Origin of the sequence: Bacteroides sp. RTP21281st1_H5_RTP21281_210402, from assembly GCF_040918965.1 — a bacterium.
Classification (GTDB): Bacteria; Bacteroidota; Bacteroidia; order Bacteroidales; family Bacteroidaceae; genus Bacteroides; species Bacteroides congonensis.
In genome coordinates this window covers 356,957-369,932 of the sequence record NZ_JBCOWR010000004.1, presented here as the reverse complement: position 1 = coordinate 369,932, position 12,976 = coordinate 356,957, and the positions used below count along the sequence as shown (strand labels likewise).

The window sequence follows — 12,976 nt, the reverse complement described above, 5'->3', positions numbered from 1 at the left end:
GATAGCTGACGGGCGGTTGGGAAGATGGATGAAGACGTTAAGCGCGGAACGGGGTCAGCGGTGTAATGTCAAGAGTTTATCGTAGGTCATTCCGATAAAGTCGTCCATGATGTAATGGGCTTTTCCGGTGATGGCTTCGCGGGAGTTGGTGGTGGCGAGTCCGATAACGGTTGCGCCTGAAGTCATTCCGGCTTGCAGGCCGTGGAAGGAGTCTTCAAAGACGTATGTGCTTTCGGGGGTGGATTCGAATATTTCCATTCCTAACAGGAAACAGTCGGGAGCGGGTTTGGAACGGGCAAACATCTCACCGGTGAGGATGCGGTCTACCATTCCTTTAAATTCGGGATGGGCATTGTAGACATTCTGCATCTTTTCCTCGTTGGAGCTGGTGACTATGGCTATCTTTACGTCATGACGGCGCAGGTCGGCGATAAAGGCTTCTACACCAGGGATGTATTCGTAGGACATCTGTTTCTCGAAGACGTTAAGTTTCGCTGTGATTTCCTGCTGTGCTTCGGGGAGAGTCGAGAAGTATTTCTCGTAGATTTGCGCCAAGGTTTGTCCTTTTATCCGGCGTCCGAAATCTTCTTCGTTCAGATATTTCAGTCCTTGTTCGTTCCAAAAAACGGTGTACTGCGTCTCTGTATCCATAATGACACCGTCGAAGTCGAACAGTGCCGCAATTGTCTTTGTTGTATTCATATCAAACTTTCTTTTTACCTAAAACGTTAAACCTTGTGTATCAACGGGCGCAAAGTTCCGAATAATCATCGAATCAGGCAAATTATTCGTACCTTTGCAAAGCTAAAAAAAACGTAACATACGTTTTTATCCAACAATTCTACTGGTTTATCCAACAAATCGACTGACGCATGAGCAAGAACGACCCACATATCTTAGGAAAAGAGAGTATCGGCAAACTGCTGTTACAATATTCCATTCCCGCTATTATAGGAATGACGATTACTTCCATCTATAATATTATTGACAGTATTTTTATCGGGCATGGGGTCGGCCCGATGGCTATTGCGGGACTGGCTATCAGTTTCCCGCTGATGAATCTAGTAGTGGCTTTCTGTACGTTGGTGTCGGCAGGCGGTTCTACGCTTGCTTCTATCCGTCTGGGGCAAAAGGATATGAAGGGGGCTACGGAGATTCTGTCACATACGCTGATGCTCTGTATCACGAATTCTTTCTTCTTCGGGATATTGTCTTTCATCTTTTTGGATGATATATTGACTTTCTTCGGGGCGAGTCCTGATACGTTGCCTTATGCACGTAATTTTATGCAGGTTATTTTATTGGGAACTCCCATTACTTATACAATGATAGGATTGAACAACGTGATGCGTGCTACCGGCTATCCGAAGAAGGCGATGCTTACTTCTATGGTGACGGTGGTGGCTAATATCATCCTCGCCCCTATCTTTATCTTCCACTTCGGATGGGGAATGCGCGGAGCTGCTACGGCAACGGTCATTTCGCAGTTGATCGGCATGGTGTGGGTGGTGAGCCATTTTATGAAGAAAGACAGCACGGTGCATTTCGAAGGGAAGGTATGGAAGATGAAGCGGAGAATCGTGGAGAGTATTTTCGCTATCGGTATGTCGCCGTTTCTGATGAATGTTTGCGCATGTGCCATTGTCATTATTATCAATAACAGTTTGCAGGAATACGGAGGCGATATGGCTATCGGCGCGTATGGTATCATCAACCGATTGCTGACGCTTTATGTTATGATTGTATTGGGATTGACGATGGGCATGCAGCCGATTGTCGGTTATAACTTCGGGGCACAGAAGATAGACCGGGTAAAGCAGACGTTGAAACTGGGGATTATCTCGGGAGTGGTTATCACTAGCAGCGGTTTCCTGATTTGTGAGTTTTTCCCGCATGCGGTGTCCGCGCTCTTTACGGATAATGATGAACTGATCGGGCTTGCCGTAGAAGGACTGCGCTTAACGGTATTGATGTTCCCGTTCGTAGGGGCACAGATTGTTATCGGCAACTTCTTCCAAAGTATCGGCAAGGCGAAAATCAGCATTTTCCTTTCGCTGACAAGGCAGTTGCTTTATTTGTTGCCTTGCCTGTTGCTTTTCCCCAATTGGTGGGGATTAGGATTGAAAGGGATTTGGATTAGTATGCCGGTATCGGATGCATTGGCGTTTATTACGGCGGTTGTCAGTCTGATGATTTATATTAAGAAGGTGTCGAAACAACAGAGTGTAATAGCAGAATAAGGCTGTTCCTGCCCTATTCTGCTTTCGTCCTGTAACTTCTATTCCGCTTTGATGCTATTTACCGGATTCTCATTGGCGATATGCCATGCTTTCAGAACAACACAAATTACAATCAGTAATTGAACAAAAAGGGCTGTGCCTACAAAAAGCAACGGATTCAAATCAATCTGTTCGGCAAACTGGTCAAGCCATGCCTGTCCCGCAAAATAAGAGACAACCGTACCTATCAGGATAGAAATCACAGAAACATACAGGATGTCACGTGTCAGCAACCGCAAAACATGGGAAGCCTCGGCACCGTTCACTTTACGGATAGCTATCTCTTTGCTGCGGCGTTGGGTTTCATCGTTCACGTAGCCTATCAGTCCCATGATAACAATCAACAAAATAAAGCCGGAAGTAATCCAGACGGAATTACGGAAGCGGTACACATTCTTGTACATGTCTTTCACCATACTGTCCACCAAGACAAAGCGTAAGGCTACATTCGGGAACGTACTTTCTACAAATTCGTTCAGGCGTTTCAGGTTTTCGTCATAAGGTTCTTTCAGGCGGACATCGAACGCATGGTTTGCATTTTCATCTCCTATCAGGACAATGGGAGATTGAGATGCATAAAAACTTGTATTACGAATATCACGGAAAACGCCGACAATCGTTCCCCGAACATCATTCAACTTCTTACCTACCGCTCCGTCCGTCCATCTCATCAGGCGCACCAATTCCTCATTGACCAACAAATCATCCTGCTTCTTTATCGTAGTTCCTTCGATAATCTTGATTCCCATTACTTCGGGATAATTATAATGGCAGGAATTAAAATTCAGCGTAGCAATGCGTTTGCCGTCATTCCCTATCAGTCCTCGCGTCCAGTACTCGCCAAGCACACCATTCACGGCAACTGTCACGCCCTCTACCATCGGCTGGCGGCGAAACTCGTCTTTGATATGTTCTACCGATTCTTTCGGAAGCCATGTCTGTGCCTGAGCTAATCCGGGCACGACAATCCCCATATCCCTGTTCATCAAATGGCTGTACTGCAATAAAGTGACCAACAACAATCCCAAAACAAAAGAAACTCCTGTGAACTGTACAAACAGCAACGAACGTTTCCACCCTTTCTTCCCGTCAGTATAACGACGGAATACTTGCGTGACAGGGATACGTGAAAATAATCGTCCCGGTATGCCACCCGCCAAAATAAAAAGCACGAGGATAGTAAGCAACGGCACCCACAACGTTTGCCAAGTAAAAAGCGAGGAAAGACGGACGGAAAGTAAATCTTCAATCAAGCCGCGTGTATTGATTATCAGCAGGAAACTAATCAACACAGAAATGATGACAAGGATTCCCGTCTCTGCCAAAAACATATGGAAGATGTTTGCCGAACTGGCTCCATTGCATTTATGCACTCCTACCCCTTTCGCACGCCGGCTCAAAGTGGCAATGGATATCAGCATATAATTCATAATAGCTACAAAGAAGATGGCAAAGCCTAGAAATCCATAAATAACCAATCGTTTCTGTACGTCGGGAGAATCCAAATGGCGTTTCACTAACGGAATGATACTAAAATTCATTTTCCAGCCATCGAATTCCAAAGAAGTATATTTCCCGATCACCCGCTGGATATTAGCATTCACCTTATCAATATCCGACGCGTCACGTAAACGAAGGAACGCATAAAAAACGTCATTCCCGTTCCAACCGGCTCCTGAATAATATCCCCCATTCTGATGGATGGAAATTACGAAGTCATGAGTAAGCATCGTGTTTTCCGGTACGTCCTTGTATATGCCGCGAATGGTCAGTTCTTGTTGCTTCTGAATAGAAAGCACTTTCCCGACAGGATTTTCATCACCAAATATTTCATGCGCAAAACGTTCCGACACAAAAACACTTCCGGGCATAATCATGTCTTTCGGATTTCCTTTCAGCACGGGGATGCCGAAAGTCTGGAAAAAACAAGTATCCGCATAGATATAATTTATGTCGGACAAAAGTTTGTCTTCCTTATAGATATTAGCTCCGCCAAAAGGAAAGACACAACTGGATATCTCAATTTCTTCCGACATTTCTTGTGCCAAAGTAGATGCTACCGCATCGAAAACGGTATAGTCATAATTGGTTCCACCCTCATCACCTGCCGTTTCGCCTGTGTTGAGGTTGGTTATCTGACAACGCACGAGAGCCAGACGTTCCGCGTCCGGATAGCATTGTTCAAAATTTAGCTCGAAAGCTATCTGCGAGAAAAGCAGAATACCAATGGTAAGACCTAAAGAAAGGGAGATTACTCTTATGACATTCGACCCTCGTTCGCGTAGTAACGTACGTATAGTATAGTAGATTTGTCTCATTACTGTTTTTCCGTTTATGCTGTTACACTTGCTACAATACTACCATCGAACAAATGTATGGTGCGATGGGCAAAACTCGCATCGTGCTGTGAGTGCGTCACCATAATAATGGTAGTTCCTTCCTTATTCAGTTCCGTCAGTAGATTCATCACTTCCGCGCCATTCTTTGAATCAAGATTACCTGTCGGCTCATCGGCAAGAATCAGCTTCGGGTTAGTCACTACGGCGCGGGCAATGGCTACACGCTGTTGCTGACCGCCGGAAAGCTGTTGCGGAAAGTGCTTGGCGCGGTGGCTGATATTCATTCTTTTCAGGATGTCTTCCACCATGCGGCGACGTTCGGAAGATTTAATGCCCAGGTAGGTCAAAGGGAGTTCCACGTTTTCGTAGACGTTCAGTTCGTCTATCAGGTTGAAACTTTGGAATACGAAACCTAACTTGCCTTTACGTACATGAGTGCGCTCTTTCTCTTTCAGTCCGGCCACTTCTTCGCCTACCAATCGGTAAGAACCTTCGGTGGGATTATCCAACAGTCCGAGGATATTCAGCAAGGTAGATTTACCACAGCCGGAAGGCCCCATAATGGCTACAAACTCTCCTTCTTTTACGTCAAGGCTTACGTGATTCAAAGCTACTGTCTCCACTTCGGAAGTACGGAATACTTTACTGATGTTGTTTATTTCAATCATAATCTTTTTATTTTATGTTTTTAATTATTCGCTTTTAATACTGTTTACGGGATTTTCATTGGCTATGTGCCAGGATTTCCAAACGACACAGGCAACGATGACAAGCAGGTTGACTATCGCTATCAGGACATAGGCCGCCCAACTGACGGGTACGTGTTCGGCAAACATATCCATCCACATATCATTAACATACCAGGAAGCTATCACACCGATAACAACTGCAATAACGGCTATATAGAGCACGTCTTTCACCAGCATTTCCAGAATACCGGATGCTTCGGCACCGTTGACCTTACGGATGGCAATCTCTTTGGAACGGCGACGGACTTCGTCGGTGGTATATCCTATCAATCCCATCAGCATCACAAAAAACATGGTTATCGCTGCCAGCATAGTGGCGTTACTGAATACACGGACTGAATTATAACTGTCTTTTATCATTTGTTCCATCGGACGGAAATCAATCGTTTTATCGGGGAATGCTTCTGCCGATTCTTTATTCAGTTTCTGAAGGTTTTCCATGAATGGTTCTTTCAGCCGGATGTGGACACAAGAACCAAATTTCTTGGTGACCATAATGGTGATAGGTTGTTGCGGGTTAGTGAAATTTCCGATACGGAAATCTTTGAGAACTCCCACTACCTTGCAGACATAACCGGAGTTGTAGACGGTACGATTCAGCAGGTCGTTTCCCCAATGCATCCATTCGCCAAATGTCTCATTGATTACCGTTTCTTCACGGTTGCGCGGCATACGTCCTTCTTTCATAACCATCCCCATCATTGCCGGATAATCTTCCATCATATCACAATAACGGGATGAAAAAAGTGACTGTCCACCTTCATTTTGAATCATTGTCCCGCTATAACTATACACCGGATGGGTATCGGCACTGGACACCGCCTCTACATACGGCAAACCCTTAAAGAAAGTCAGGGCATAATTCTGATTCTCGTCATTTCCAAAACTGGCACTGGCTACAACAACACGTTGCGGGTTATATCCAAGCTCTTTGTTCAGTACATAATAATATTGCAGCATCACTACATACATCAGTCCACAGATAAAGGCTACACCGGCAAACTGCACGAACAGTAACGGCCGTTTCCAACCTTTCTTTCCTTCGGTATAGCGGTGAAATACTTGGGATACAGGTATCTTGGCAAACAAACGACCGGGCAATATTCCGCCTATTACGAACAGTACGATGACAATTAGCAAAGGTACCCAAAGACGGTCTAAAGCGAACAGGGCGCTTAGCTCGACAGACGCGGTATCTTCAAAGAATTCACGGAAGTTCAACAAGATTAAGCCCATCAGCACCAATGCGAGTAGAATAATGACGCCTGTTTCCAACAGGAACATACTTAATATCCTGCTGCTGCCTGCACCGTTGCACTTATGTACTCCGATGGCTTTGGCACGTTGAGAAAGTGAGGAAATGGAAATCAAGACATAATTCAAGGTAGCGATAAAGAGAATGATGATTCCCAGGATTGACATGATATTCCGCATCCGCTTCACATCCTTATACTCGCGATAAACATCACGAATAGGTTTCACGAAAGCTGTATAGCCTACCACCTTTTGATCTTCCGCAGGACGGTATTTCTTTATCATTTCATCTATGCGGGCATTTACCACCGACTTGTCGGCTCCCGGACGGAAGCGGATAAAGGCGAGCCAACTATCTCCCCCTCTCCATGAGTAATTTCCCCAATTACGAGTCCAGATGGTAGGTAAGGAAACCACGGCTTCCGGTCTTACAGTGGAATTCTCCGGGATATCGGCAAAGGTTCCTTTTACCGTTAACTCTATATCCTTGTTGTAGGTGATTACTTTCCCTATCGGGTTTTCCTTATCAAACATCTTCCGTGCCAGGCGGTCGCTCAAAAAGATAACGTCTTTCTGCATCAGTTCTTTTTCAGGGATACCACTCAGTACTTCAATCCCCATCGTCTTGAAGAAAAGTGAATCGGCTACAAGCTTACGAGCATCGAAACGGACACTTCCATTATAAAGAGGGGCTCCCATCCAGTCACAATAACTGGTAGCCGCTTCCACTTCCTTGGGAAAATTCTCCAAGATAGCACCTGCCACCGGGCCGCAATTCTTATCTTGCGGCTCAAAAGTCTGTCCGTTCGTGGAAAAGACGGAGAAAATCTGATATAGGTTATCATACTCCTTGAAGCACTTATCGAAACTCTGTTCAAAAGCTACACGGGCAAACAACAGGATACTCATTGTCAATCCCAATGCCAAAGAAAGGATTTTGATAATGTTTGAACCACGCCCCCGCAACAAAGTCCGAATTACATAATAGAGTTGTTTCATATTTTAGATGTTTTTCTGTTTTTTCTCTATTTATTAAACGCAGAAAGCGTGCCAAAAAGAATAACAACTCATTATCAACTGTTTACCTTTTAGAGTCTTGCAGATACTGTCTAATTATTAGACGATGCTGTCTAATAATTAGACAACAGATTACTGTTCTATTTTACACATTTATTGTTCGTTCACTCCTCATTCACGTTTTAGCCGTTGTCCATCCAAACAGAAAACTATATCTTTGCGTAAAGTTTTCTAAACTATAATATTTAATTATGATGAGAAAGAATTTATATGTACTCTTGTCGTGTCTGTTCCTCTCCGGATGTGGTATGATAGATTATCATCCGTACGATGTCCGCATCAGTGGCGAAACTAATGTCAATGCACACAATATCGAAAAGATAGAAGCGAATTGCAAAGGGAAGACTACACTACGCTTCGTAACCATGGGCGATTCACAACGTTGGTATGACGAAACGGAAGATTTCGTGAAAGCGATTAATAAACGGAATGATATTGATTTCGTCATTCACGGCGGAGATATGAGTGACTTCGGGGTGACGAAAGAATTCCTTTGGCAACGTGATATTATGAACGGGCTAAACGTACCTTACGTGGCTCTGATTGGGAACCATGACTGTTTGGGTACGGGGGCGGAAACATACAAAGCTGTGTTCGGTGCTACGAATTTCTCCTTTATTGCAGGCAATGTGAAGTTTGTCTGCCTGAATACCAATGCACTGGAATATGATTATTCAGAGCCTGTTCCCGATTTCACTTTCATGGAGCAGGAAATAACGAACAGAAGCGATGAATTTGAAAAGACAGTAATTAGTATGCATGCGCGTCCTTATACGGATGTATTCAATGATAACGTGGCAAAAGTATTCCATCGTTATGTCACTCAATACCCGGGCATACAATTCTGCACGGCCGCGCACACCCACCATCATCGGGACGACGTGATTTTTGATGATGGCATACATTATATCACCAGTGACTGCATGGATTACCGCAGTTATCTGGTGTTTACCATAACTCCGGAAAAATACGAATATGAACTGGTTAAATACTAAATATATCTTACGGGCAGGAGTGCTGTCGGCGCTCCTTTCCTTCCCCTTACTGGTTTCAGCCACTTGCAAGACGGATACTCTCATTAATACGTTTAAAATGGAATCACTCCATTTTGTTATTAAGGATGATTCGATTATTGCCTTTCATACAGGGGATTCGGTCTTTACTGTTATCAAGGCGGATTCTGTATTGCCTGCCACACCCAAGCATGTCAAGCATTCCCGTTATGACAAACGGGTACACCGTTTGCGCAGGAACTGGGAACGAATCATCCCGACTCATTCCAAGATACAATATGCCGGAAATATGGGATTGCTTTCTTTCGGCACAGGCTGGGATTATGGTAAGCGGAATCAATGGGAAACGGATGTTTTGCTCGGATTTATCCCGAAGTATTCTTCTAAAAAGGCGAAAGTAACCCTGACGCTCAAACAGAATTATATGCCCTGGAGCATCAATATAGGGAAAGGATTCTCTACGGAACCTCTTGCCTGCGGTCTTTATATGAATACGGTATTCGGAGACCAATTTTGGGTAAATGAGCCCGACCGCTATCCAAAAGGTTATTATGGCTTTTCAAGCAAAGTACGTTTCCATGTCTTTATGGGGCAGCGGCTGACTTATGATATTGACCCGCAACGCAGATTCCTGGCAAAGTCCGTGACATTTTTCTATGAAATAAGTACGTGCGACCTGTACTTGATTAGTGCCGTACAGAATAGCTATCTCCGTCCGCGTGATTACCTGAGCCTGTCTTTCGGATTGAAGTTCCAATGGCTGTAAATTTAATTTTGAAATCCAAATATTGAATTATCAACTACTTTTTTCGTAAGTTTGCGCATTACAAACTTACACGAAAATGGGTAAATCAGGAACAATCATCATTGTAGACGATAATAAAGGGGTGCTGACCGCAGTACAAATCCTTTTAAAAAGCTATTTCTCAAAAGTCGTTACACTCTCCTCTCCCGTCACGCTGACAAGCGTCATTCGAGAAGAGATGCCGGAAGTAATATTGCTGGATATGAATTTTACATCGGGCATCAATACCGGTAATGAAGGATTGTTTTGGTTGCAAGAAATAAAGAAAGTACGTCCGGGGCTTCCGGTCGTACTTTTTACGGCTTACGCGGATATTGAACTGGCTATCAGGGGGATAAAGGAAGGGGCAACCGACTTTATCGTGAAGCCCTGGGATAACCAAAAGCTAGTGGCAACCCTGCAAACCGCAGCCGCGTCTACACTCCGCGAAAAGAAAACGAGTGTAAAAGAAGAACCGATTCATCCGACTATGTACTGGGGAGAAAGCAAAGTGATGCAGCAACTCCGCACGCTGATTGAAAAGGTGGCTGCCACCGATGCCAATATCCTGATAACCGGTGAGAACGGAACGGGAAAGGAGATGCTGGCACGTGAAATTCATTCCCTGTCCAACCGGAAACATAAAGAAATGATTGCTGTTGATATGGGGACTATCACGGAGTCCTTGTTTGAAAGCGAGCTTTTCGGGCATATAAAAGGCTCTTTCACGGATGCACACGCTGACCGTACAGGCAAGTTCGAGTCTGCCGACAAAAGCACCCTGTTTTTGGATGAAATAGGAAATCTGCCTTATCATCTGCAAGCCAAACTGCTGACTGTCATCCAACGCCGAAGCATTGTGCGTGTAGGAAGCAACACTCCTGTTCCCATTGACATCCGGCTGATATGCGCAACGAACCGGAATCTGCAAGAGATGGTAGGGAAAGAAGAATTCCGGGAAGATTTGCTGTATCGAATCAATACCATTCATGTGGAAATTCCCCCTTTGCGGGAACGGAAAGAGGATATCATTCCACTTGCGGAAAGGTTTATCGTACGGTTCTGCAAGCAATATGACAAGGCTGTGATGGCATTTGCGCCCGAAGCAAAAGAGAAACTGACAGCGCATCCCTGGTATGGAAATATCCGCGAACTGGAACACGTGATTGAAAAGGCTATCATTATCAATGACAGTCCGTTGATTCCTGCCGGGCTGTTTCAATTATCCGTTCCACGTACGGCAGGGATTCAGGAGAAAAGTATTTCCACACTGGAAGAGATGGAGATACAGATGATACGGAAAGCCCTGGACGCCTGCGCAGGAAATCTATCGGCAGTTGCCGGCCAACTGGGAATCACCAGGCAGACTCTTTATAACAAGATGAAAAAGTTCGGATTATGAGAAAGTTTTTCCGACAACTTAGTTACCGATATTGGTTCAGGATAGTACTGACTGTCTGTGCTTGTCTGCTGACTACCTGGTTTGGTTTTCAGAAGGAATATATAGGATTCGGCATCTGCGCCATTCTGCTGATTCTTAGTATCATATGGCAAATGCGGCTATACCGCCATCATATCAAGCAAGTACTTTTCATGATTGATGCTTTAGAGAATAACGACAATACTTTTCGTTTTCCCGAAGAAGACGGAACAATGGAAAGCAGGCAAATTAATGTAGCGCTCAACCGGGTTGGACATATCTTATATAATGTAAAGTCGGAAACAGCGCAACAGGAAAAATACTACGAACTGATTTTGGACTTTGTCAGCACCGGATTGTTAGTGCTTAATGACAATGGGGCAGTCTATCAGAAGAACAAAGAAGCTCTGCGACTTATAGGATTGAATATATTCACGCACGTCCGCCAGTTAAGTAAAGTAGATACCGTATTGATGAACAGGGTGGAAAATTGCCGTCCCGGAGACAAGCTGCAAGTAACTTTCCATAATGAGCGGGGAACGGTCAACCTGTCCATACGCGTATCTGAAATCAATGTGCGCAAAGAGCATCTGCGCATCCTGGCACTGAATGACATTAATACCGAACTGGACGAAAAGGAAATAGATTCATGGATTCGCCTGACGCGTGTACTTACGCATGAGATTATGAATTCGGTCACTCCCATCACTTCCCTTTGCGACACGCTCCTTTCCATGTCGGAGAGCAAAGACGAAGAAATCAGCCATGGATTGCAGACTATCAGCGCTACGGGAAAAGGACTGCTCTCTTTTGTAGAATCTTACCGGCAGTTCACACGTATACCGACTCCCGAACCATCTTTATTCTATGTAAAGGCATTTATAGAAAGAATGGTCGAACTGGCCCGCCATCAGAACCCGTGTGACAATATCATCTTCCATACGGAGATTTCTCCTGCGGACTTGATTCTATATGCAGATGAGAATTTGATTTCGCAAGTGGTTATCAATCTCCTGAAGAATGCCATTCAAGCTATCGGTAGCCAACCGGATGGAAAAATTGAGATTCAGGCTTATTGCAATGAAACGGAAGAAATACTGATTGAAATAAAAAACAACGGCCCTGAAATCCCGTTAGAGATAGCGGAGCATATATTCATCCCTTTCTTTACCACCAAGGAAGGGGGTAGCGGAATCGGATTAAGTATCTCCCGTCAGATTATGCGCCTTTCGGGCGGAAGTCTTACGTTACTGCCGGACAAGGAAACCAGGTTTATCCTTAAATTCAAATAATAACAGCCAACTATAACCCCAATAATAATAGCCGATTATGATACCTACACTCATCAGTAACCCGTTATTCCGTGGTATTACTCCTGAAAGGCTTTCCGCCGATTTGGAAGCAATCAGTTTCCACACCCGTTCTTATAAGAAAGGGGAAATACTCGCCCGGCAGGGAGATGTGTGCAACCGCCTGGTCATCCTGACCCAAGGAAGTGTGCGCGGTGAAATGATTGACTATTCGGGACGGCTTATCAAAGTGGAAGACATAGCTGCGCCAAGAGCCCTCGCCCCTTTGTTTCTTTTTGGAGAAGAGAATCGCTTTCCGGTAGAAGTGACTGCCAACGAACCGACGGAAGTTATCGAACTTCCCAAATCGAGCGTCCTGAACCTGTTTCGTAAGAACGAGCAGTTTTTGGAAAACTATATGAACCTTTCCGCCAATTATGCACGGACGTTATCGGATAAGCTGTTCTTCATGTCCTTCAAGACGATTCGGCAGAAACTGGCTTCTTATCTGCTCCGGTTGCATAAACAACAGCAGCAATTACATATCACTCTCGACCGTTCGCAACAGGAATTGAGTGATTATTTTGGAGTTTCCCGCCCTTCTTTGGCACGCGAGCTGGCTCATATGCAGGAAGATGGTTTACTGACAGCCGACCGGAAGCATATTACGATTCTCCAAAAAGAATCGCTTATCCGGCTCATTCAATAAAAATCACCCGCGCTACCGTTCATCAATCTGTGGTGCGGGTGATTCTTTTCCTTTCTCCAAAAG

The 12,976-nt window shown here is 44.6% G+C and carries 10 protein-coding genes; 6 read left to right on the top strand and 4 right to left on the bottom strand.

Annotated features, from left to right (window positions below; genetic code table 11):
- Positions 1 to 54: 54 nt before the first annotated feature.
- Positions 55 to 702, bottom strand: coding sequence for an HAD family phosphatase (locus AB5443_RS08670; RefSeq protein WP_277135359.1), 648 nt, complete (start codon positions 700 to 702; stop codon positions 55 to 57).
- Positions 703 to 872: 170 nt separating this feature from the next.
- Here AB5443_RS08670 and AB5443_RS08665 point away from each other — a divergent pair, with 170 nt between their 5' ends.
- Positions 873 to 2,240 (top strand): MATE family efflux transporter, encoded by a 1,368-nt coding sequence (locus tag AB5443_RS08665; protein WP_277135357.1) that lies wholly within the window; start codon positions 873 to 875, stop codon positions 2,238 to 2,240.
- A 38-nt stretch (positions 2,241 to 2,278) separates the two neighbouring features.
- Here the strand turns inward: AB5443_RS08665 and AB5443_RS08660 are convergent, their stop codons facing one another.
- The 3 genes from AB5443_RS08660 to AB5443_RS08650 are packed head-to-tail and all read right to left on the bottom strand — an operon-like array spanning position 2,279 to position 7,620.
- A complete protein-coding gene (locus AB5443_RS08660; protein ID WP_368114450.1) occupies positions 2,279 to 4,597 on the bottom strand; it encodes an ABC transporter permease in 2,319 nt (772 codons plus the stop codon).
- Between the two features lie 14 nt (positions 4,598 to 4,611).
- A complete protein-coding gene (locus tag AB5443_RS08655) occupies positions 4,612 to 5,286 on the bottom strand; it encodes an ABC transporter ATP-binding protein (RefSeq protein ID WP_044654743.1) in 675 nt (224 codons plus the stop codon).
- 24 nt (positions 5,287 to 5,310) lie between these two features.
- A complete protein-coding gene (locus tag AB5443_RS08650) occupies positions 5,311 to 7,620 on the bottom strand; it encodes an ABC transporter permease (RefSeq protein ID WP_368114449.1) in 2,310 nt (769 codons plus the stop codon).
- Positions 7,621 to 7,889: 269 nt separating this feature from the next.
- On the opposite strand from AB5443_RS08650, the gene AB5443_RS08645 reads away from it, so the two are divergent.
- From AB5443_RS08645 to AB5443_RS08625, 5 genes are all read left to right on the top strand, one after another.
- Positions 7,890 to 8,693: a metallophosphoesterase gene (locus AB5443_RS08645; protein WP_277135353.1), complete on the top strand. Its 804-nt coding sequence runs from the start codon at positions 7,890 to 7,892 to the stop codon at positions 8,691 to 8,693.
- Positions 8,674 to 9,477: a hypothetical protein gene (locus tag AB5443_RS08640; RefSeq protein WP_368114448.1), complete on the top strand. Its 804-nt coding sequence runs from the start codon at positions 8,674 to 8,676 to the stop codon at positions 9,475 to 9,477. Before AB5443_RS08645 ends, AB5443_RS08640 begins: the two co-directional genes overlap by 20 nt.
- Before the next feature lie 76 nt (positions 9,478 to 9,553).
- Positions 9,554 to 10,897, top strand: coding sequence for a sigma-54-dependent transcriptional regulator (locus AB5443_RS08635; protein ID WP_368114447.1), 1,344 nt, complete (start codon positions 9,554 to 9,556; stop codon positions 10,895 to 10,897).
- Positions 10,894 to 12,207 (top strand): PAS domain-containing sensor histidine kinase, encoded by a 1,314-nt coding sequence (locus AB5443_RS08630; protein WP_368114446.1) that lies wholly within the window; start codon positions 10,894 to 10,896, stop codon positions 12,205 to 12,207. The genes AB5443_RS08635 and AB5443_RS08630 overlap by 4 nt, the downstream gene beginning before the upstream one ends.
- 37 nt (positions 12,208 to 12,244) lie before the next feature.
- Positions 12,245 to 12,913, top strand: coding sequence for a Crp/Fnr family transcriptional regulator (locus AB5443_RS08625; RefSeq protein WP_368114445.1), 669 nt, complete (start codon positions 12,245 to 12,247; stop codon positions 12,911 to 12,913).
- The last annotated feature ends 63 nt before the right edge of the window (positions 12,914 to 12,976 follow it).